Below are 21490 nucleotides of genomic sequence, written 5' to 3' on the forward strand. Positions count from 1 at the left end.
CCACGGAACACGCAGTGCGCCAGGACCGAGTCATGGACTCGGGCTTGGCGCACTCGTGGCCGTCGGGTACCTCGCCGATTGCTAAACGCTCTGCGCGGCGTTCGATTCGTGGCCGTCCGATGACGGCGCCACTTCAGATCTGGTAGGACTTCCTGCCAGAAATCGTTCGCGTGCAACGAGGTAGAGCGGAAACGCCATCGAGACGCCGATGTAGGACAACAGAACGAAGACGACGCCCCATTTGCGGCCCATCCCGATCCGCACGGTGTCCGTGAGAACCCACACGATGAAGACCGCCCACGCGATCAGCATGTCGATGCTCAGGAAGGCTGCTGTGCCGCCCGGTTCGATGCCGTCACCGAAGAACTCGATCGGGTTGAGAATGTTGCCGCCGTTGCCCATCCAGTCGAACGCGAACGGCCACGTCAGGAGTAGAGCCGTGATCCCGGCGAGGATGTAGCAGGCATGCCGGACGTTCATTGCCGTGTTGCCGTGTAGTCGAGTCCTCACCATCTCACCTGCTGTCTGCGACTCGGACATGGATCTCGTCGTCGCTGTCACCGACGACGAGTTGGCAGGACAGACGGGAATTGCCGTCCGCCGCGTCCAGATATGCGATCAGATCGGTCTCCTCGTCGGTCGGTTCTGCGAAGAAGTGGGTGTATTCCGTCGGGAGATGAACGTGACACGTAGCGCAAGCGCAACTGCCGGCGCATTCGGCGACGATGCCGGGGAGATTGTTGCGGACCGACGCATTCATGAGCGTTTCTCCGGGTTCGACATCGACCTGCTCCGTGGTCCCGTCGGGCAGATGATAGGTCACTTTCGTCATGTGCTGATGGCGCTCTCTCGTTCGAAGGGTGGTGCGCCGAAGCCGCTGCGTGCCGGCGCACCACCGGGTCAGGCAAACGTCAGGTGGACAGGGAGATGCCGCAGTCCGCCGACGAAGTTCGTCTGGATCATCTTGGGTTCACCGGACACCTCGACGCGCCGGAGCTCGGGTAGCAGCTCTTCGAGCATGACCTTCATTTCGAGCTTCGCGAGATGCTGACCGATGCACATGTGCGGCCCGTACCCGAAAGCGATCTGCTTGTTCGGCCGACGGTCGATGTCGAACGTGTCCGGGTTGTCGAACACCTCGGCGTCGCGGTTTCCGGACTGGAACAGCAACATCAGACGGTCGCCCGCCTTGATTGTGCGTCCCCGCAGTTCGTAGTCGGCGAGGGCGACACGGGTGAACTGCTTGACCGGGGACACGATGCGCAATGCCTCGTTCACCACGTGAGGCACCAGGCTGAGATCGCCCCGCACACGGTCGAGAATGTCGGGGCGGGCGGCCAACTGCTGCAAGCAACCCGCGAGCGTACTCGCTGTGGTGTCGTGCCCGGCAGTGGCGATGGCGACGAACCACCCGTACGCGAACGTCTTGGGGAAGTACTCCCCGCTCGCATCCTTCGCGACCGCGATGAGAGTTGCCAGGTCGTCCTGCGGCTCTGCCCGCCTGCTCTCGACGAGAACGTCGAAGTAGGCGTAGAAGTCCGCGATCGCCGCGGCCCACTGCTGCGCTGCGGCATCGGGCGACAGGCTCTCGACGTCATCGCGCGCCGCATCCGGGTCGGCGACGCCGAAGAGGTCCTGCGTCAGTGCCATCATGCGCGGTTCGTCTTCCACCGGAACGCCGAAGAGCGACATGATGACGTGCAGCGGGAAGAACACTGCGAACTCGTGAACGGCATCCAGGTCTCGGTTTCCGGAAACGAGACGAGCGACGGATTCTCGCGCGGTCTCGCGAATGCGGTCTTCCCACTTCTTGAGGTTGGCGGGCCGGAACCAGTCGAACGCAACGTCCTTGATCGTGGTGTGCTCCGGGGGGTCGAGGTAGGGCAGCGCGTCGAGGATGCGAAGACTCCCTCCGGTGAGTGTCTTCGTGAACTCGTCGCCTGCCTGGTTGCTGAGGATCGGGTTGTGCGAGCCCTTGTTCTCCCCACCGCCGGCGCTGAAAATCTGTGGCTGTCGCTCGATCTCCATCAGGTCGGCGTGCTTGCTGACGAGCCAGAGTGGGTCGTATCCCTCGACCCGCGCCTGCGCCAAGGGCTGATTCTCGCGGAGCCACCGGTAGGCCTCGTACAGCTTCGCGTCATCGCTGTGCCCTTCGGGGAGGACGATCTGTCGTGCTATTTCGTCGGGAATTGTTGTGGTGTCGGCGGATTCGACCGTCGTCATGATCAACCTTCTCTCTGGTGTGGGCTGAACAGCGCCGGGACGTCCGGGTATCGCGCCCCGTGTCCTCATGTGCTGTGACTCGAGTCTCATGCATGGCGGGAGCGGGTACGTCACCCGGATGAGGGGTTTTGATCCCGCTTCGGAGGGGTGAGTGGCGCTGGGTACGGTCGGCTCGACCGGGGATTGGAGGCCGCCACTCAATTTGGTCAGACAATATCTATACTTCGACCTAAGTTGGTGGCAGAATACTGACGATGGCGCGTATGGGTTGCCACACGAAAGGAGCACCCGTGCGGACGAGACGGTGGTCGTTCTCCCTGGCAGCGGTCGTGGCGGCGGTGGGCCTGAGTCTGATCGCGGTGGGCGGTCCTGCGGTGGCCGACATCCCGGCTCCGTCCGAGGATCCGTTCTACCGCGCTCCGCCCGGTTACGAGTCGCAGCCCGACGGGACGATCCTGCGGTCGCGGCCGGTGACCGCGACGGCGCTGAGTGTGCCGCTCCCGGTCGATTCGTGGCAGCTGCTCTACACGTCGCTCGACTCGCACCGAGATCCGGTGGCCGACGTCGCCACGGTTCTGGTCCCGAGAGCACCGTGGACGGGCGACGGCCCTCGGCCGCTCGTCTCCTATCAGACCGCGGAGGACAGTCTCGGATCTCGGTGCGCCCCGTCGTATGCGCTCACGGCGGGCCTGGGGGCCGTGACGTCGAACGCGGCGTCCGAGACGCTGATGATCGCCAACCTACTGTCCCGGGGGTGGGCGGTCGTCACCGCGGACTACGAGGGCCCGGAGTCCGAGTTCCTCGCCGGACCGCAGTCGGGCTACGCGGTTCTCGATGGGATCCGCGCCGCACGGCATTTCGAGCCGGCCGGACTCGACGTGAACGCGCCTACCGGTGTGTGGGGATACTCCGGTGGCGCCTTCGCGACGGCGTGGGCCGCCGAACTTCAGCAGTTCCACGCTCCCGAGCTGGGCCTGAAGGGGATTGCACTGGGCGGGTTACCCGCCGACCTCGAGGCGACCATGCGGAACGTCGACGGCGGGTACGGTTTCGGACTCACCTTCGGCGGAGTAACCGGGATCGATCGCGCGTACCCCGAGAAGGGGCTGAGCGAGCTCTTCACGGCTGAGGGCCGAGCGGCCATGCACGCGAGCGGCGCCGCGTGCACCGTCGATCTGATCGCGACCTACGCGTTTCGGTCGTTACACGACTACACGATCGACCCTCGGCCGTTCGATCTTCCCCCGCTGCGCGAGACTCTCGCCGAGAACAGCCCGACCGCAACAGGAACCAGCGCACCGGTCTACAGCTATCACGCGGAAGCAGACGAACTGGTGCCCGTCGCGGTCCACGACGAGTTCGTCCGTCAGTTCTGTGCCGCGGGCAATACGGTGCAGGTGGTGCGCTACCCCGGTGGAAGCCACAACACCACGCTGATCACCGGCGCGCAGGGTGCGATCGACTTCCTCGCAGCACGATTCGCCGGTGTGCCAGCCGTGGACGACTGCGGCTGACGCTGTCCCGGAGACGGAACCGGTCTCGGAACACCCGCGTCAGCGCAGTCGTTCATGCTCTACTCCCCGGTCGCCGCCTTCAAATGAGCCGTGGAGACCGCTTTGAGGTGAGTGAGGTCGGACGCGACGGTGGCGAAGGTGTAGCCCTCCGCGAGGCGCCGCGCCGCGACCGCCCCGTCGGGGGTGTGGATGCCCGCGGCGATGCCGGCTGCTGCGGCAGCGTCTCGGACGCGGACGAGGGCCGCCTCGAATTCGTCGTCGACGCTCGGGTCGTTCGGGTGGGCGCCGCCGACGGCGAGGCGCAGGTCGGACGGTCCGACGTAGACGCCGTCGAGTCCGGGGACGGCGCAGATCTCCTCGACGTTGGCGAGTCCCTGTGGGGTTTCGATCATCACGACGAGAACGGTGTCGCGGTTGGCGTCCGCCGGTGTGGGGCCGATCCGCAGTTGGGAGCGCATCGGCCCGTACGAGCGGACTCCGGCCGGCGGGTAGGTCGCCGCCGCGACGGCGCGGGCGGCTTCCTCGGCCGTGTTCACCAGCGGGACGATCACTCCCGCCGCGCCGGCGTCGAGAGCTCGGCCGATCGGTGTCGGATCGTTCGACTCGACGCGGACCATGCCGACGGCGGAGCCGGACGCGTCGATGGCGGTGAGTCCCGCGACCATCCCGGAGTACCCGATCAGGCCGTGCTGGAGGTCGAGGGCGATGTAGTCCCAGCCGACGTGGGCGAGCCATTCGGTCGAGACCGGGCTGTCGATGACGGACCAGTAGCCGACGATCCGTTCCCGGCCGCGGAGTCGGGCGGCGAATTCCTGGGCGCTCATGAGGGGATTGTCTCCTAGCGGTTGTAGTTGGGCATGGGTCCGCGCAGGGCGCTGCCCACTTCGTCGCACGCGTCGATCAGTTCGTCGTCGAGTGTGCCTTTCGCGACGGCGGCGATGTTCGACTGCAGGTGCGCGACCTTCGATCCGCCGAGGAGGATCGGCCCGGCGGCGGGCTTGGACACGAGCCAGCGGAGGGCGAGTTCGGTGAGGGGGATGCCGGCCTTGTCGGCTATCACGGACAGTTGGGTGATGGCGTCGAAGATCGCGGTGTTCCAGTACCGCTCCTTGTACATCTGCGCCAGTCGCGAATCACCGAAGCGGCCGTCGGCGGGCTGGGCGTCGAACGAGTGCCGGCCGGTGAGCAGACCGCCACCGAGTGGGTTGTAGACCATTGTGATCAGACCGGTGACCGCCGCGAATTCGACGTACTCCTCCTCGATCCGCCGGGCGAGGAGGTTGTAGAGCTGCTGGGCCACGATCGGGCGGGGTGCGCCGACGGCGTCGGCGGTGTGGTTCAGTTCTGCGATCTGCCAGGCCGCGAAATTGGAGACACCGAGGGCGCGGATCTTGCCCTCCGACACGAGGTCCGCAACGGTGGACAGGGTGTCGGCGAGCGGTGTGGCCCGGTCGGGCTGGTGGAGATAGAACAGGTCGACGTAATCGGTGTCCAGCCTCTTCAGGCTCGCCTCGACGCTCGACCGGAGACCGGCAGGCGACAGCGGTGAGTGGTCGCCGGCGTCCGGGTGGGGCATTCCCGCCTTGGTGGCGAGGGTGACGCGGTCGCGCCGGGTGGCCAGCAGCCGGGCGAGGATGCGCTCGGATTCTCCGCCGGCGTAGCCGTTGGCCGTGTCGATGTGGGTGATTCCGGCGTCGAGCGCGGCATCGACCATCGCTGCGGCACCGTCGAAGTCGACGGTGTCGCCGAAGGTCATCGTGCCGAGCACGAGTGAGGTCAGGTCGAGTTCGGGCATCAAGCTACTCCTCGGGATACGGTGCGGGGAACCTCGGTCGCGCCGGGCGGACGCGAGACGAGGTGGCGGGGTTTGATCCCGACCATGGTGGTGGGGTCGAGCGCGGCGGCGCGCAGGGCCTGGGTGTACGGCTCGGCGGGACGTTCGAGAACGTCGGTGGTGGACCCACTTTCGACCACCTGTCCGCGGGACATGACGATCACGGTGTCGCTGATCTCGCGGACCACGCCGAGGTTGTGGGAGATGAAGACGTAGGTCAGACCGGTGTCCTGCTGGATCTCGCGGAGGAGGTCCAGGACCTGCGCCTGCACGGACACGTCGAGTGCGCTGGTGGCCTCGTCGCACACGAGGAGTTCCGGCCCGCTGGCCAGCGCCCGGGCGATGCCGATGCGTTGCCGCTGACCTCCGGAGAACTCGGTGGGCCGGCGGTGGAGCGCGGTGGCGGGCAGCCCGACCCGATCGATCAGCGCCGCCGCCCGGCGCGCCCGCTCGGACTTGCTCCGGACGCCGTGCAGGCGCAGCGGTTCGCCGACGATGTCGACGGCCGTCAGGTGCGGGTCCAGCGACCCGTACGGATCCTGGAAGACCATCTGCACGCGAGACCGGAAGGGGCGCAGTGCCTTCTCCGACAGCTGCGCGATGTCGACCCCGTCCACCAGGATGCGGCCGGACGTGGGGGTGAGCAGCCGGACGATCGACTTCGCGATGGTCGACTTGCCGCACCCGGACTCACCGACGACGGCCAGGGTCGCCCCCTTGTCCACCGCGAAGCTGACGGTGTCGACCGCACGGAACACTCCGTCGGGGACCGGGTATTCGACGACGAGATCTTCGACGGACAGCAGAGGTGCACTCATGTCGACGCTCCTACGGTCGTGGTGTAGTCGCCGAGCCGGGGGACGGCGTCGAGCAGTTTCCTGGTGTAGGCGCTGCGGGGATGGAGGACCAGGTCTTCGGCGTCACCGTTCTCGACGAACCGGCCGTCCTTCATGACGTAGATGCGGTCCGACATCAGTCGGGCGACGCCGAGATCGTGGGTGATGACGAGCATTCCGACGCCGGTGCGCTCCTGTAGTTCGAGGAGCAGGTCGAGGATGCTCGCCTGCACGGTCACGTCGAGGGCGCTGGTGGGTTCGTCGGCGACGATCAGTTCCGGGCCCGACGCGAGCGAGCAGGCGATCAGCACGCGCTGCAGCATCCCGCCGGACAGTTGGTGCGGGTACTTCCCGAGTTGTCCTGCCGGATTTTGGATCCGCACCTGTTCGAGCAGTTCCACGGAGCGCGCGGTTTCCTTCGACCTGCCGGTGATTCCGCTGTGGCGCACGGCCTCCCGCAACTGGGATCCGATGGTGTGCACCGGGCTCAGCGCGGTCATCGGGTCCTGCGGGATCAGGGCGATGTGCCGTCCCCGGACCTTGGCGAGCGCCTTCGGCTTCCCGAGGATGTCGCAGTCCTTGAAACGCGCGGAACCCGAGAGGACGGCCAGGTCGTCGGGGAGCAGGCCGAGGATGCCCATCGCGGTGGTCGACTTGCCCGACCCCGATTCGCCGATGATCGTCACGGTTTCGCCGGCGTCGATGCAGAAGGACACGCCGTCGACGGCGCGGATGACGCCCCGGGCGGTGATGAGTTCGATCTGCAGTTCGTCGACTGTGAGGAGATTCCCCATGTCAGGCCTCTTCCTTTCGCAGCGAGATCCGGTGGAGGAGGCCGCGGCGCTTCCCGGGGGATTTCGCCGGGCGGTCGCGGAGCCCGTCGCCGAGCAGGTTCACCCCGATCACGAGCACCACGATGACGAGGCCGGGGAGGGTGACGAGCCACCAGGAGGTGGTGATGTAGTCCTGGCCGTCGGAGATGATCCGGCCCCAGGTGGCGAACGGGCGTTGCGGTCCGGCGCCGAGGTAGCTCAGCGCGCTCTCGAGGAGCACGGCCTGCGCGAGCAGCAGCAAGACGACGAGCGAGGCCTGCTTGATGACGTTGGGGACGACGTGGCGCAACAGGATGGCCGTGCGACCGAGCCCGAGCACCCGGGACGCCGCCACGTACGGCTTCTCGCGTTCGACGAGGACGAGGGAGCGGGTCAGCCGGGCGATCTCCGGCCACTGGGCGATCGCGATGACGAATGTGATGACGGGAATCGACGGGCCGAACAGGGCCACGACGAGCAGCAGCATCATGAGGAGCGGCAGCGACAGCTGGGCCTCGAGGAGCCTGCTCACGACCGTGTCGGTCCAGCCGCCGAGATACCCGGCGAGGGCGCCGAGACACAGGCCGATCAGCCCGGAGACGACGACCGCGAGGATACCGATGGTCAGCGACACCTGTCCGCCGTAGAGGACGCGGGAGAGGAGATCGCGGCCCAGCTGGTCGGTGCCGAAGAGATGACCGTCCGTCAGCGGGGGAAGGCGGCGCTGGGCGAGGTCGGTGGCGTCCGGCGAGGGCAGCGGCAGCAGTTGCGCGAGTGCGACGGGCGCGATGACGGCCAGGGCGCAGATGCTGCCCACCCAGATCTTCACGCGGCTGTCGCGGGCGCGGCGGGTGGCGCCGGCCCGGGCGATGTCCCGGGTGGTGACGGCGCTCGGCCGCTCCTGGGCCGGGGGATCGATGACGGTGGTCATGTGTTCGTTCCCTTTCCGAGTCGGACGCGCGGGTCGAGAAGGGGATAGCAGAGATCGACGGCGAGCTGGACGAGGACGGCGAGCACCGCGGTCACGAGAACGGTGGCCTGGATGAGGGGATAGTCCCTCGTCTCGAGTGCCCGCACGACCAGCGATCCGACGCCGGGCCACGCGAAGACGACCTCGACCACGACGACGCCGTTGAGCATGGACGCGAACCGGGTGCCCAGCGCGGTCAGGACCGGGATCGCCGAGTTCCGCAGGGCATACCGCCAGATGAGCTCGCGCTCCGAGACGCCGCGCGCACGGGCCACGGTCATGTACGGGGAGGAGAACGCGCCGACCATTTCCCGGCGCACCATGCGGGAGATGAGGGCGATCTGCAGCACGGCCACGGTCACGGTCGGCAGCACCAGGCTCGACCACGTCGTGAAGCCGGCGGCGGGAAACACCGGGATCAGGACCGCGAACAGGGTGATGAGCATGAGCCCGGTCCAGAAGTCGGGCATGGACTGACCGGCGATCGTGACGACGTTGGCACCGAGTTCGCGCCTCGTGTCGGCGCGGCGCGCCATCCACACACCCAGCGGAATCGCGACCAGCGTGGTGAGCAGGATCGCCGAGACGGCGAGGGTGATCGTGTAGGGAAGCCGGGCGAGGACGACGTCGAAGGCGGGTGCCTGGAACGAGTACGAGGTGCCGAGATCGAGGTGGAGCAAGCCGCGCAGATACAGCAGGTACTGGGTGAACACGGATTGGTCGAGGCCCATGTCCGCCCGGATGCGGGCAAGGTCCTCGGTGGTGGCGAGCGGCCCGGCCATCGAGTAGGCGGGGTCGCCGGGCGCCATCCGGATGAGGACGAACACGGTGGTCAGGGTCAGGAAGACGGTCAGCGCGCTCTGTGCGAGGCGTTTTGCGACGTAGCGGGGCATGGCCGCCGTCAGCACCCTCGGGACAGCTGTGCGGGAGGTCTGGTTCCGGCGGGGTGCCGAGGATGCCGAGCCGCTGGGCTGGGCTGCTAATGCCGTCTCGGCGGCGTGCTGCGTCATTCGGTCACCGGCCGTTCGGTGTCTGCGTGAGGGGTCATCGTCGACCTTTCGATAACGCCGGCGATGGGAGGTGTCGACACCGCGGCGTGTCGGGTACAGCAGCTTCGTTTGTAACTCAGCTCACAATCGCACTAATGCGCGTTGTGCGCAAGTCTCGCGTCCATCTTGCGCATCTCAAGCAACTTTGAGTAGAGTTCGGATGTGCCGGCGATCACATCGCGTGGTGGTCAACCATCTCGCGCCGTGCCGGATCGCCGCGCCCCACACCCTTAGTCCCGAGAGGTCGACGATGACCAATTCTCTTTTCGAACAGCGTTTTTCGAGGAGAACGCTGCTCCGGTCGGGTCTCCTCCTCGGTGCCGGACTCACGCTCGGATCCGCCGCTGGATGCGCGACACCGACGGGAACCCCCGGACCGAGGACCGTGAGCCTTGCCCTGAACCGATCGCTCGTGAGCCTCGACAACAAGCTGAACCAGTTCGATGCCGCACTCACCGTGCAGCGCGGCGTGCGGCAGGCCCTCACCGAGATCGACCGGAACCTGCGGCCCCAGCTGGTTCTGGCCGATCGGTTCGAACTCGTCTCGCCCACCCAGTGGTACGTGCACCTGCGGCCCGGAATCCGCTATTCGGACGGCAGCCCGGTGCAGGTGCAGGATGTTGCGACAGCGTTGCAGATGTACAGCCAGGTCGACGGGTCCTTCGTCGGCGGGTTCTTCCCCGAGTGGCCGACCGTCGACCAGATCGACGACACCAGCTTCACCCTGAACACCGAGCGTCCGGTCCCGGTGCTCGACTACCTCATGTCGAACATCCTCGTCACCCCGGCGGCCGCGAACGTTCCCGAAGAGCTGCAGTCCGGTGTGGGGACCGGACCGTACGTGGTGACGGAAAGCGACCGCGGCACCGGAAACTACACACTGGTGCGCAACGAGAAGTACTGGGGAACCCCGGCGCAGATCGAATCGGTGCGGGTCCGCTTCGTGCCGGACGAGTCGAACCGGGTCGTGACGCTGCGCAGCGGCGAGGTCGACGTGATCGACTCCATCACCCCGGACGCGGCAGACCAGCTCGCCGGACTGTCGGGCGTCTCGATCGACCGGATCGACGGAGTCCGGTTGAATCAGCTCTTCTTCAATTTCCGGAAACCGCAGGGGCACCCGTTGGCCGACGCCCGGGTGCGCCGGGCACTGACCTACGCCATCGACGGACACGCCCTCGCCGACCAGGTGCTCCAGGGTTCCGCCACTCCCTCGCGCGGGGTCATCCCCCTCACCCTCGACGGCGCCGTCGAGACCGGCGAGTACACCTACGACCCGGCCCGGGCCCGCGGCGAACTCGACGCCCTCGGGGTACGCGACCTCGAGCTGAAGATCATCTGGGAGACCGGCGAATTCGCCGCCGACACCGACATCATGGAGTCGGTGCTGCAGATGCTGTCCGCGGTCGGCGTGCGGACCAGCCTGCAGCAGTTCGAACCCGGCGGCGACATCTCGCAGTGGCGTCAGGGCAAGGCCGGTGACTGGGACGTGCTGGGCAACGGCTTCCCGAGCCCGACGGGTCTGGCACTCACCATCATGCAGGGCATGTACGCCGGCACCGCGGAGAAGGAAGCGACCCGGGACACCTACCACGGGTACATCTTTCCCGAGATCACCCGAATCATCACCCAGGCCTCGGAGGAGGCCGACGCCACCCGGCGTGCCGAACTCCTCGCGGACGCGCAACGTCAGATCTGGGACACGTGCCCGTGCCTGTGGTCGTTCGTCCCGAAAGCCGTTCTCGCGCGGCGCTCGCGGATCGACGGCGTCGGGCTGCGCCCCACCAACTCCTACGACCTGAGCGTCGCGGCCCTGCACACCTAGACGTGGCCACCGCACCGACAGCTCGTCCCATCCTCTCGACGCACAGGAGACGCAGATGACCACACCGAGTCCCGCAACCGATACCCGAGCCGCCGACGGCGTCGTTCGTCCCGCCGTCGAGGCGGGCCGCCGCGACGCGCTGCTCCCCGCACCTCAGGTGCAGAATCACGCGGCCAATCTGACGGTTTTCCCGGACGGTTCCCTCGGCTGTGTGTGGTTCGCCGGCACCCAGGAGGGTGTGCCGGACATCAGCGTCTGGTTCTCCCGGCTCGAACCGGGCACGGATACCTGGTCGGAGCCCGTTCAGCTGTCCCACGATTCGACGCGGTCGGAGCAGAATCCCGTTCTCCACGTAGCCGACACGGGAACGGTGTGGTTGTTGTGGACGTCCCAGCACGCCGGCAACCAGGACACGGCACGGGTCATGCGGCGCATCTCCGCCGACGGCGGCCGCACGTGGGGTGAGGCGCACACGCTGCTGCCGGAAACCGAGGCCGGGGGCGTGTTCGTGCGCCAACCGGTGATCACACTCCCCACCGGACGGCTCCTGCTCCCAGTGTTCCACTGCGTCCGCATCGAGGGCCGCAAGTGGGTGGGCGATCGTGACTACAGCAGTGTGATGCTCTCCGACGACGACGGCGACTCCTGGCGGGAAGTGGTCGTGCCCGGCAGCGTCGGCTGCGTGCACATGAACATCGGCCGCCTCGCCGACGGCACGCTCGTGGCCCTCTACCGCAGCCGCTGGGCCGACTCGATCTACCGCAGCACCTCCACCGACGACGGCGACACCTGGACCGAGCCGGAGGCCACGGAGCTTCCCAACAACAATTCGTCCATCCAGTTCGTCGTGCTGCCGGACGACCGCCTCGCTCTGGTGTTCAACGAGTCCAGCGCCGCCGACGCCACCGCGCGGCGGACGTCGCTCTACGACGAGATCGACGACGACGGACTCGCCGACGCGGTACCCGCAGCGGCGGAGGCGGAACCGGAGCCCCTCGACGACGGCGACAGTCGCAGCGCGTTCTGGGGTGCGCCCCGGGCGCCGATGACGCTGGCGATGTCCGAGGACGGCGGCAGGACGTGGCCGCTTCGCCGGGACATCGAGACCGGGGACGGCTACTGCCTGTCCAACAACTCCCGCGACGGCCTGAATCGCGAGTACTCGTACCCCAGCATCACCACCGGGAACGACGGTCGCCTGCACGTGGCGTTCACCCGGTTCCGTCAGGCAATCGAATACGTCGAACTCGAGGCGGGCTGGATTGCCGACGGGAGCCGGTCGTGACACCGAGCGAATCGAAGCGGGCGCTGGTGACCGGGGTCAGTTCCGGCATCGGCGCCGCCACCGCGCGTCGGCTTCTGGACGACGGATGGTCGGTCACCGGATTCAGCCGGCGCGACCCCGGCATCGAACACGACCGATTCGACTGGGTGGCCGTCGATCTCGGCAACCTCGACGTGGTGGCCGAGCAGGCGACGGCGGTCGGTGCGGTGGACGCCGTCGTGCATGCCGCCGGTCTGCAGTCCTCCGCGCCGCTGGGGAAACTGCGGGTGGAGGACGGCCTGGAGATGTGGCGGATTCACGTCGCAGCCGCGGAGGTGCTCGTCAATGCGCTCGCGCCGTCGATACGCAACGGCGGCCGGGTGGTCCTGGTCGGGAGCCGCACGATGTCGGGTGCGGCGGGGAAGAGTCAGTACGCCGCCACCAAGTCGGCCCTCGTGGGGATGTCGCGTTCCTGGGCGGCCGAGTTGGTGGACCGGGCGATCACGGTCAACGTGGTCGCCCCGGGTCCGACGGACACCCCGATGCTGAACGATCCGGCACGCACGTCGACGCCGCCGAAGGTTCCGCCGCTCGGTCGTTTCATCGCACCGGACGAGGTGGCAGGCCTGATCGGCTTCCTCGTCGGACCGCACGGCGGGAGCATCACGGGTCAGGCGATCGTGCAGTGTGCGGGGGCTTCCCTGTGAATGCGCTGCGCGTAACGCGCAGAACTGCTAGCATAGAATGCACGAAACACGCAGATAATCGGGCAAAGGCGGCATCATGAGACCGAAATCGATCGGATCCGTTCCGGCCGTCGCGGTCTTCGCCGACGACCTGTCCGGTGCGGCGGAAGTGGCCAGCGCCTTCCTCGACCGGAGCGCACCCGTCTCGCTCCTTCTCGGCGCCGCCGAGGCGCACGAACCGGGTGGGGTCGTCATCGCGGATCTCGACACGCGGTCGATGAGCCCGGACGATGCGGCCCGGACGATGCGGCATGCGCTCGCCGGCATTCCGTCCGGCATCCTCGTGGTGAAGAAGATCGACTCGCTCCTGCGCGGCAACATCGGCGCCGAGGTGGGAATCCTCGCCGACGGCGGTCCGGTGGTCGTCGCGGCCGGTCTGCCCGCACTCGACCGGACCGTGCGCGGCGGCGTCGTGCACATCGGTGCGACACCGCTTCACGCAGCCGGGGCCTGGTCGGCCGAATCCACGACGCCGCCGGAGTCGATCGCCGCGCTCTTTCCTGGCCGTCCCACCCGGTGCGTGCACCGCGGACCCGGTGTCGAACAGGCGCTGGCCCGCGCGGCGTCCGACGGCGCCATCGCGATCTGCGACGTCGAGACCGATGCGGACCTCGACTCGATCGTCCTGGCCTGCCGCGCACTTCCCGGAGTGCGACTGGTCGGGACGTCGGCGCTCGCCGCCGCCGTGGCGCGCACACTGCCCCGTCGCGACGTACCCGCTCCTGCGATCACCCACCCGGAATCCGTGCTGACCGTCGTCGGGACAGCGGAACCCGTTGCCGTGCACCAGGTGACGTCTCTCGTCGCCGACGGCGCCCGGCACGTGCCCGTCGACGCCCGCACGCTTCTCCTCGGCGATGTGGACACCGCACCCCTGCGTCGCGCGCTCGACACCGGTCACGCCGTCGTGACGGTGGCCGGAGAGGTGGACCCGTCGAATGCGCGGACGGTGTCGGCAGCGCTCGGCCGACTGGTCGCCGTCCTGCAGAACGACCGCAGATCCGATCTCGTGCTGACAGGCGGGGAGACGGCGCGGGCCGTCGTCGACGCATTGGGCATCACGTCGCTGCGGCCGATCCACGAAGTGCACCACGGCGCCGTCGCCTCCGTCGCCTCCGACGGACGGCGGGTCGTCACGAGACCCGGCAGCTTCGGCGACACCACCAGCCTCTCCGCGATCGCGGCCTACCTGCGCGGCGATCAGCCGCCCACCCACACTCCCACACAGCGAGGACCCCACATGACAGCGTCAACCGATACCGCGAACCTTCCCGCCGTCGCCGTCACCATGGGCGACGGCGCCGGAATCGGCCCCGAGGTGATCGTCCCCGCCCTGCTGGACGAGGCCACTCGATCCTGGTGCAACCCCGTCGTTATCGGCGACGCCAAGCGGCTGCGGCTCGCGGCGAACGTCCTCGGCATCGACGCCGACATCGTGACCGTCGAGTCGGTCGCGGACGCGCAGTCGGTGCCCGGACGCGTCAACGTGATCGATCTCGACCTCCTTCCCGACGACCTGCCGTGGGGCGAACTGTCGCCGGTCGCCGGTCACGCCGCATACGAGTACATCCGCGTCGCCAGCGAACTGGCCGTCCGCGGAGAGGTGCAGGCCATCTGCACCGCCCCGCTCAACAAGGAGGCGCTGCACGCCGCCGGCCACATCTTCCCCGGGCACACCGAACTCCTCGCGCATCTCACCGGCACCGAGGAAGTGTCCATGATGCTGTCGACGCCGAAGCTCAAGGTGATCCACGTGACCACCCACATCGGCCTCCTCGACGCCGTCGCCAAGATCGAACCCGGACTCGTCGAACGCACCATCCGACGTGGACACGAGGCGCTGGTGCGCTCCGGGATCGCGGAACCGAAGATCGGGGTGTGCGGCATCAACCCACACGCCGGCGAGCACGGACTGTTCGGCTACGGCGAGGAAGAGCAGAAGATCATTCCCGCGGTCGAGGTGCTGAAGGCGGACGGCATCGACGTCCACGGCCCGTTGCCGGCGGACACGGCGTTCTTCCTCGCGGGACGCGGCGACTACGACCTCATCGTCGCGATGTATCACGACCAGGGCCACGGGCCGGTAAAGGTCCTCGGCATCGAGGCCGGCGTCAACATCACGGTGGGGTTGCCCGTCATCCGGACGTCCGTCGACCACGGCACCGCCTTCGACATCGCGGGCAAGGGTATTGCGGAGGCCGGTAGTATGGTCGAAGCTCTTCGTCAGGCTGCCGAATTGGCAACCAGCACAGCGGTTGTGAAGTAGGGGGACGAAACATGGCGGTTCGTGAGTCGGACGCACGCCGATCCGAGATCGTGCGACTGGCCCGGTCGAGCGGGTTGGCCAGTGTCGACGACCTGTCGGCGCAGTTCGGCGTCACGGCCTCCACCATCCGGCGCGACCTGAGCCAGCTCACGTCCCAGGGTCTGATCGCCCGAACCTACGGCGGTGCGATTGCGCTCGACCCCCAGCAGGAGTCGTCACTCCGCCAGCGTGCGCTCGAAGGATTCGACGCGAAGCGGGCGATCGCGGAATGGGCCGCGAACCAGGTGCGTCCGGGCGAGACGATCCTTCTCGACGCCGGCACCACTGTGGGGGCGATGGGGGAGTTCCTGCGCGAGATCGAGGACGTCACCGTCATCGCGGCCGGCCTCACCGCCCTCGAATCGCTCGCCGACGCAGACTCCGTGCGCGTCGAGTGCATCGGCGGCACCCTCCGCCACCTCAGCCAGGGGTTCGTCGGCCCGCTGGCCGAGGCCACACTGCAGCGCGTCACGTTCGACCGCGCGTTTCTCGGTGCCGACGCCGTCACCGCGGATCTGGGCATCTGCGAGGCCGAACTGGAACAGACCCGCCTCAAGGAGATCATGATCGAACGCGCCGACGAGGTGTACGTGCTGGCGCACGCGGCCAAACTCGGGCGGCGTCCGTTCCACGCGTGGGCGCCAATTCCGCCGGGAACGACGATCGTCACCGACAACTCGGCCGTCCCCGGAGAGACGGCACCCTTCGAAGCCGCCGGGATGCGGGTCGTGCGGGTCTGACGCAGGACGACGGGGCCCTACCTCTTGTCCTTCTTGGCTTGCCGTCTTGCACCGGCGGCGATGCTGGAGGCCTCGAACTTCTTGCGGCCGGACGACTTCCGGGTGGCGTCGACGCGTGCCTTGCCGGACGAGGCGACCTTGCCGTCGCTGTCGCCGAGTTCGCTGAAGGAGGGGGAGTCGCTGCGGGCGCGGGCGAGTCGTTCGTCCTTCAAGTCCCGAGCGCTGGCGCGTGCCGCCGTCGCCAACTGGCGGCTCACCCGGCTCAGTGCCGCTTCGAAGACTTCCGCCTTGTCGGAGTTGCGTACGTTGGCCGCCTTACCGGCCCCCCGCGCACCCTTGTCCTCGACCTTCGCTGCGCCTTCCTGGCGGTACAGCGTGACGTGCTTGTTGCGGGCGCGGCGAACGCGGGTGTGCAGCTTGATCAGCTTGTCCTCGTCGAGGTCGGCCATCTGCGACTTCTTGGTTTCGCGGATCAGCACGTACTCGTCCTCGGACAGCGAGTTGAGAATCTTCTTCATGTCGGCTCCGATCCGGCCACAGGCTGTGAGGTGTAGTCATGGTAACTGGGAAACGTTCGCGTCGGTCCGTTTCGGCGAGGTCGAGGACACCTCCCCGGCCAGACGCTGATTGGTCTGTGCAAGTTGCCATTCCGTCTGTCTGCGTAACCTGCCGACCCGTTCCGGGTCGAGGCGGTCGCACACGAAGTCCCAGTGCACCGCGACGTGATCGCCGACCGCGAGACCGTCGACGAAAGCCCCCTCGGGCACCTGATAGTCGGCCGGGTCGTCCTGTTCCGGCCCGAGGGACAGCCGGGTTCCGTCCCAGTGCAGTCGCCGGGACCGGACGACGGCACGATCGGCGTCGATGCCGACCACCTCACCCCAGCGAATGCGGCACGAGTCGAGGACCTGCAACGGCTGCGGCATTCCGGTGCCCAGCAGCCGCGACCACGGATACACGCCGAACACGTGAAAGTTGTGGGTGGGCGATGCCTCCCCGAGCAGGTCCGCGGTGAGGTGCTTCCAGTAGTGGCCGGCCTGCGGCGCCAGCCGGGCCAGCAGTGCGGCCCCGAACTCGGCGCGGTCGATGCCGTCGGAAAGCTCGTCCGCGGTCCAGTAGGCCCGAACGACTCTCTCGTCCACAGGGTCCGGGATTCCGGCGAGCCGGGCGATCACCTCCTGGTACGGCCAGGCGCCGCTGAACTGCTTCGCCAACGCCACCACGTCCGTGTCCGGTGCGCCTCCACACGCGACGGCCTGCAGTCGCTCCGAACCGGGTGGGCCGCAGTAGCCCAGGGCGTTCGGGGCGTGCGCGTACTGCGCGAACACACGGTGCCCGGACGGCATCCTGTGTTCGCGCGACATCACCGGTCAGCCTCGCTGACCGAGCAATTGAGCCGTCTCGCGGTGCAGCCTGCCGAAGTTGTAGTACGCGGCGCACGCACCCTCGGGGGAGACCATGCACGTGCCGATCGGTGTCTCCGGTGTGCAGGCCGTGCCGAACACCTTGCACTCCCACGGTTTGATGACGCCTTTGAGGACCTCGCCGCACTGGCAGGCCTTCGGATCCGCGACGCGCACACCCGGCATCGAGAACTTCTCCTCGGCGTCGAACTCGGCGTAATTGCGGTGGACCTTGAGCGCGCTGTGCGAGATGAAACCGAGCCCGCGCCACTCGAAGTGCGGTCGCAGTTCGAACGTCTCGGCCATCAGCTTCAGCGCCTGCACGTTGCCCTCAGCGCGGACCACCCGCTTGTACTGGTTCTCGATCTCGCAGCGACCCTCACGGATCTGCTGGAGCAGCATGTGCACCGACGCGAGGATGTCGAGCGGCTCGAAGCCCGCGACCACCATCGGTTTCCCGTACACCTCGTTCACGAACCGGTACGGGCGCAACCCCACCACGGTGGACACGTGGCCCGGGCCGAGGAAACCCGACAACCGCAGGTCGGGGGATTCGAGGATCGCCTTGATCGGCGGAACGATCGTGACGTGATTGCAGAACACGCTGAAGTTCGTGACGCCCAGCGCCCGCGCGCGCACCAGCGTCACCGCGGTCGACGGGGCCGTGGTCTCGAAACCGACGGCGAAGAACACCACCTGGCGGTCCGGGTTGTCGAGGGCGACCTTGAGCGCGTCCAGCGGCGAATACACGAAGCGGACATCCGCGCCCCGGGCCTTGGCCTCGATGAGATTGCCCTTGGAGCCGGGCACCCGCATCATGTCGCCGAACGTCGTGAAGATGACGCCGGGCTGCTCGGCGAGCCACATGGCGTCGTCGACCCGGCCCATCGGGATGACGCACACCGGACATCCGGGGCCGTGCACCAACTCCACCGATTCCGGAAGCAGATGCTCGATGCCGTGACGGTAGATGGTGTGGGTATGGCCGCCGCACACCTCCATGAACTTGAACTCGTCGCCGCGTGCCAGTTCGGTGATGGACTTGACCAGCGCGCGCGCCGCCGCCGGGTCCCGGAATTCGTCGACGAACTTCATCCCTGTTACCTCGTTCTTGCTGTAGTCACGCGATTTCGGACGAGTTGAACGCGTCGATCTCGTTCACGTAGTCGGCGCCCATCTTCTGCACCTGATCCAACGTCAGCTGCGCCTCGATCTCGTCGATCTTCGCCATCGCGAATCCGACGTGTACGAGCACCCAGTCACCGACGACGAGACCTTCTTCGGCGAGCAGTCGCACACTGATCGTTCTCTGGACGCCGTTGACGTCCACCTTGGCCAGATGCTGTTCGGCGTCGACGATGTCGACCACCTGACCGGGTATCCCCAGACACATCGTGGTTCTCCTCTCGGGCCGTTCCTCAGCAGATTCGGGGGAGCGGGTCGCCGACGAGCATGTCGACGATCCGGCTGCCGCCGAACGACGTTCGCAGTGCGACGATCCCCGGCGGTTGGGCCAGGATCTCGCCCACCGCAGTCGCATTGGCCCCCCGCGGGTGGGCCCGCATCGCCGCGACGGCCGCGTCCGCCTCCTCCGCCGCGACGATGGCGACGAACTTGCCCTCGTTCGCGACGTACAGCGGGTCGATGCCGAGCATGTCGCAGGCACCCAGCACCTGAGGCTCGATGGGCAGGGACTGCTCGTCGATGATCACGGCGAGCTGCGAGGCGTGGGCCAGTTCGTTGCACACGGTGCCGACGCCGCCGCGGGTCGCGTCCCGCATCCACCGTGTCGACGGTGCCGCCTCCAACAGCGTCTCCACCAGGGAATTCAGCGGCGCCGTGTCGGAGGCGATGTCGGCTTCGATGGCCAGATCGCCGCGGGCGAGCATGACCGCCATCCCGTGTTCGCCGATGGTCCCCGACAACAGAACCTTGTCGCCCGCGCGCACGAGGTCGGGTGACAGCCGTCTGCCCTCCGGGATGACACCGACACCGGCGGTGGAGATGTAGACGCCGTCGGCGGCGCCCTTGCCGACGACCTTGGTGTCGCCGGTGACGATCTGCACGCCGGACAGGACGGCCGCCTCGCTCATGTCGGCGACGATCTCCCGCAGTTCGGCGATCGGGAAACCCTCCTCGATGACGAACGCCGCCGACAACCACCGCGGGCGCGCGCCGGACACGGCGAGATCGTTGACGGTTCCGTGCACCGCGAGGTGCCCGATGGAACCGCCGGGAAAACGCAGTGGCTGAACCACGTACGAGTCCGTGGAGAACGCGAGCCGCTCACCCGAGGGCATGGTGAGCGCGGCCGCGTCACCGAGCTGCTCGAGCTCGTCGTTACGGAACGCCTCGACGAATACCGCGTCCACCAGCGCGGCCGACGACTTTCCGCCCGCACCGTGGGCGAGTGTCACCACCTCGTCCAGCAGCCGGGGCCGGCGTTGCCGGAACTTGTCGATCCGCTCGAGGACGCGGTCTTCGCGTTCCGCCGAGGTGGCCGGTCCGGTTGTGCTCATGAAGCCTCCACGGAGTTGGGAGCGGGCCGCGTCATGTGTTCCTGGGCCACCGACCACAGCCGGTACCCGAGCATCGCGTGGCTCTCCTGGATCCGGTGGATGCTCTGCGAGTGGACGGTGTAGCAGAAGTCGAGTTCGCCGGCGGACGCCATCGCCGCCATCCGGCCGCCCTCGTGCCCGGCGAATCCGATGGTGAGCAGACCCCGCTGCTTCGCTTCGGTGAGCGCGGTCATCAGATCGTCCGAGTTGCCGGACGTCGACAGCGCGATGGCGACGTCCCGGTCCCGCGCATGGGCGATGATCTGCCGCTTGAAGATCAGATCGAACCCCACGTCGTTGCCCAGGGCCGTCACCACGGCCTGATCGGCGGCCAGCGACCACGCGGCGACCGGACGCCCGCGGGCGGGACGGCTGAACAGCGAGGCCAGCGTGGCGGCGTCGGTGGAACTGCCGCCGTTGCCGAACGTGTACAGGCGGCCGCCCCGGCGGAACCTGTCGGCCATGTCGATCCCGGCCGCGGTGAGGCCGTCCCCGTATTCGTCGAGGGACTCCTTCTGCAGTCGCGCGCTTTCGGAGGCCTTCCCGCGGGCGGAGGCGGCGAGGTCGTCGAGGAGGCTCTGCGCGTCGGTCTCCTCCGCATCGATGAACGGGTACAGGAAGCTGGTGCTTTCCGAGTCGTGTGTGGTCATCGGTTCGCCTCCGCGCCCGTGTCGTCGAGTCGCGTGATCGCCGCACCCGCGTGGACCAGGACGAGATCGTTCGGCCGGACGTCGCCCAGAATGCTGACGTCCACCCACTCCTCGCCCGCGGCGGTGCGGACCAGGGCCGGACCGAGGGGTTCGGCGGGCTCGATCACCACCTCGCCCAGCCGGCCCTCGTCGCTGCACGTGACGCAGACCGCTTCGTCGCACTCCTCGGTGTCGGGCTTCAGCAGCCCCGAATGTTCGAAGCAGACGTGGGTGAGTTCCCACAGCAGGTGGTACATGAGCACGAACCGCCCCGTGGCCGGGACCATCGGGTCGTCCGAGTCGACCCAGAGAATGTGGTTCGCCGCGCCCGCCGGTGGTCGGGGGCCCGCCCCGATCCACAGCGTCATCGCGCCCCAGGCCGGCGCGCGGCGCATCGCATCGACCACGGCGGGCTCGTTCGCCGACGCCACCGCCAGCAGGATGTCGCCGGGTCGGCTCGCCACGCGTGCCTGTGCCACCGGATCGGGTTCGACGAGCGCTACCGAGGGCAACGCCCGTTTGCCCATGATCACGGGATGGACGAACTCGACGGCCACGTGATGGGCATGCGGTTCCCACTGCGGTGAGATCACCCAGAGCGTGGCGCCCTCATGGAATCTGCGGGCGAGTGACAACGCTGCGGCGGCCAGATCCGCAGACAGGTCCGTGTCTACGAGGTGCCCGCCCGCCTCTGCGGTGGTGGTCATTCGCTAGCTCCCGTC

General features: G+C 67.9%; 22 protein-coding genes. 6 read left to right on the top strand and 16 right to left on the bottom strand.

Annotated features, from left to right (window positions below):
• Window positions 1-81: 81 nt before the first annotated feature.
• The 3 genes from RJ1_RS01485 to RJ1_RS01495 form a co-directional block, all read right to left on the bottom strand.
• Window positions 82-513, bottom strand: a complete 432-nt coding sequence (locus RJ1_RS01485; protein ID WP_073358130.1) for a DUF2834 domain-containing protein — start codon at window positions 511-513, stop codon at window positions 82-84.
• Window position 514: 1 nt separating this feature from the next.
• On the bottom strand, window positions 515-832 hold the full coding sequence (locus RJ1_RS01490) for a 2Fe-2S iron-sulfur cluster-binding protein (RefSeq protein ID WP_073358131.1): 318 nt from the start codon (window positions 830-832) through the stop codon (window positions 515-517).
• Window positions 833-900: 68 nt separating this feature from the next.
• A complete protein-coding gene (locus tag RJ1_RS01495; protein ID WP_073358132.1) occupies window positions 901-2223 on the bottom strand; it encodes a cytochrome P450 in 1323 nt (440 codons plus the stop codon).
• Between the two features lie 290 nt (window positions 2224-2513).
• Between RJ1_RS01495 and RJ1_RS01500 the strand changes: the two genes are divergently transcribed.
• Window positions 2514-3737: a lipase family protein gene (locus RJ1_RS01500; protein WP_240319792.1), complete on the top strand. Its 1224-nt coding sequence runs from the start codon at window positions 2514-2516 to the stop codon at window positions 3735-3737.
• A 59-nt stretch (window positions 3738-3796) separates the two neighbouring features.
• Here the strand turns inward: RJ1_RS01500 and RJ1_RS01505 are convergent, their stop codons facing one another.
• Genes RJ1_RS01505 through RJ1_RS01530 form a run of 6 tightly spaced genes read right to left on the bottom strand, consistent with a single transcriptional unit; the run spans window position 3797 to window position 9199 of the window.
• Complete coding sequence (locus tag RJ1_RS01505; RefSeq protein ID WP_073358133.1) at window positions 3797-4561, bottom strand: HpcH/HpaI aldolase family protein; 765 nt, start codon at window positions 4559-4561, stop codon at window positions 3797-3799.
• Window positions 4562-4575: 14 nt separating this feature from the next.
• A complete protein-coding gene (locus tag RJ1_RS01510; protein WP_073358134.1) occupies window positions 4576-5532 on the bottom strand; it encodes an aldo/keto reductase in 957 nt (318 codons plus the stop codon).
• The gene (locus tag RJ1_RS01515) at window positions 5532-6389 is read right to left on the bottom strand and encodes an ATP-binding cassette domain-containing protein (RefSeq protein ID WP_073358135.1); all 858 of its coding nucleotides are present in this window, start codon (window positions 6387-6389) and stop codon (window positions 5532-5534) included. The genes RJ1_RS01510 and RJ1_RS01515 overlap by 1 nt, the downstream gene beginning before the upstream one ends.
• Complete coding sequence (locus RJ1_RS01520; protein ID WP_073358136.1) at window positions 6386-7201, bottom strand: ABC transporter ATP-binding protein; 816 nt, start codon at window positions 7199-7201, stop codon at window positions 6386-6388. The genes RJ1_RS01515 and RJ1_RS01520 overlap by 4 nt, the downstream gene beginning before the upstream one ends.
• A gap of 1 nt (window position 7202) precedes the next feature.
• A complete protein-coding gene (locus RJ1_RS01525) occupies window positions 7203-8150 on the bottom strand; it encodes an ABC transporter permease (RefSeq protein ID WP_073358137.1) in 948 nt (315 codons plus the stop codon).
• The gene (locus RJ1_RS01530; protein ID WP_240319791.1) at window positions 8147-9199 is read right to left on the bottom strand and encodes an ABC transporter permease; all 1053 of its coding nucleotides are present in this window, start codon (window positions 9197-9199) and stop codon (window positions 8147-8149) included. Before RJ1_RS01530 ends, RJ1_RS01525 begins: the two co-directional genes overlap by 4 nt.
• 289 nt (window positions 9200-9488) lie before the next feature.
• On the opposite strand from RJ1_RS01530, the gene RJ1_RS01535 reads away from it, so the two are divergent.
• The 5 genes from RJ1_RS01535 (at window position 9489) to RJ1_RS01555 (ending at window position 16118) form a co-directional block, all read left to right on the top strand.
• On the top strand, window positions 9489-11063 hold the full coding sequence (locus RJ1_RS01535; protein ID WP_073358138.1) for an ABC transporter substrate-binding protein: 1575 nt from the start codon (window positions 9489-9491) through the stop codon (window positions 11061-11063).
• A 55-nt stretch (window positions 11064-11118) separates the two neighbouring features.
• Complete coding sequence (locus tag RJ1_RS01540; protein ID WP_073358139.1) at window positions 11119-12348, top strand: sialidase family protein; 1230 nt, start codon at window positions 11119-11121, stop codon at window positions 12346-12348.
• Window positions 12345-13034 carry an SDR family NAD(P)-dependent oxidoreductase gene (locus tag RJ1_RS01545; RefSeq protein WP_073358140.1) on the top strand — a complete coding sequence of 230 codons (690 nt, stop codon included), beginning with the start codon at window positions 12345-12347 and terminating at the stop codon, window positions 13032-13034. Before RJ1_RS01540 ends, RJ1_RS01545 begins: the two co-directional genes overlap by 4 nt.
• A gap of 76 nt (window positions 13035-13110) precedes the next feature.
• Window positions 13111-15339: a 4-hydroxythreonine-4-phosphate dehydrogenase PdxA gene (gene pdxA, locus RJ1_RS01550; RefSeq protein ID WP_073358141.1), complete on the top strand. Its 2229-nt coding sequence runs from the start codon at window positions 13111-13113 to the stop codon at window positions 15337-15339.
• An 11-nt stretch (window positions 15340-15350) separates the two neighbouring features.
• A complete protein-coding gene (locus RJ1_RS01555) occupies window positions 15351-16118 on the top strand; it encodes a DeoR/GlpR family DNA-binding transcription regulator (protein WP_073358142.1) in 768 nt (255 codons plus the stop codon).
• 17 nt (window positions 16119-16135) lie between these two features.
• Here RJ1_RS01555 and RJ1_RS01560 read toward each other — a convergent pair whose 3' ends face one another.
• The 7 genes from RJ1_RS01560 to RJ1_RS01590 are packed head-to-tail and all read right to left on the bottom strand — an operon-like array spanning window position 16136 to window position 21475.
• A complete protein-coding gene (locus RJ1_RS01560) occupies window positions 16136-16636 on the bottom strand; it encodes a hypothetical protein (protein ID WP_073358143.1) in 501 nt (166 codons plus the stop codon).
• Window positions 16637-16672: 36 nt separating this feature from the next.
• Window positions 16673-17464: a DUF6390 family protein gene (locus RJ1_RS01565; protein WP_083400728.1), complete on the bottom strand. Its 792-nt coding sequence runs from the start codon at window positions 17462-17464 to the stop codon at window positions 16673-16675.
• A 24-nt stretch (window positions 17465-17488) separates the two neighbouring features.
• Entirely contained in the window at window positions 17489-18616 is a 1128-nt protein-coding gene (hypD, locus tag RJ1_RS01570) for a hydrogenase formation protein HypD (protein ID WP_061697696.1), read from the bottom strand.
• Between the two features lie 25 nt (window positions 18617-18641).
• Window positions 18642-18914, bottom strand: a complete 273-nt coding sequence (locus RJ1_RS01575) for a HypC/HybG/HupF family hydrogenase formation chaperone (protein ID WP_005244643.1) — start codon at window positions 18912-18914, stop codon at window positions 18642-18644.
• A gap of 25 nt (window positions 18915-18939) precedes the next feature.
• On the bottom strand, window positions 18940-20040 hold the full coding sequence (hypE, locus tag RJ1_RS01580) for a hydrogenase expression/formation protein HypE (protein ID WP_073358145.1): 1101 nt from the start codon (window positions 20038-20040) through the stop codon (window positions 18940-18942).
• A complete protein-coding gene (locus RJ1_RS01585) occupies window positions 20037-20729 on the bottom strand; it encodes a D-sedoheptulose-7-phosphate isomerase (RefSeq protein WP_073358146.1) in 693 nt (230 codons plus the stop codon). Before RJ1_RS01585 ends, hypE begins: the two co-directional genes overlap by 4 nt.
• The gene (locus tag RJ1_RS01590; RefSeq protein WP_073358147.1) at window positions 20726-21475 is read right to left on the bottom strand and encodes a HypC/HybG/HupF family hydrogenase formation chaperone; all 750 of its coding nucleotides are present in this window, start codon (window positions 21473-21475) and stop codon (window positions 20726-20728) included. The genes RJ1_RS01585 and RJ1_RS01590 overlap by 4 nt, the downstream gene beginning before the upstream one ends.
• Window positions 21476-21490: the final 15 nt, after the last annotated feature.

Source organism: Rhodococcus jostii NBRC 16295 (assembly GCF_001894825.1).
Lineage (GTDB): Bacteria > Actinomycetota > Actinomycetes > Mycobacteriales > Mycobacteriaceae > Rhodococcus_F > Rhodococcus_F jostii.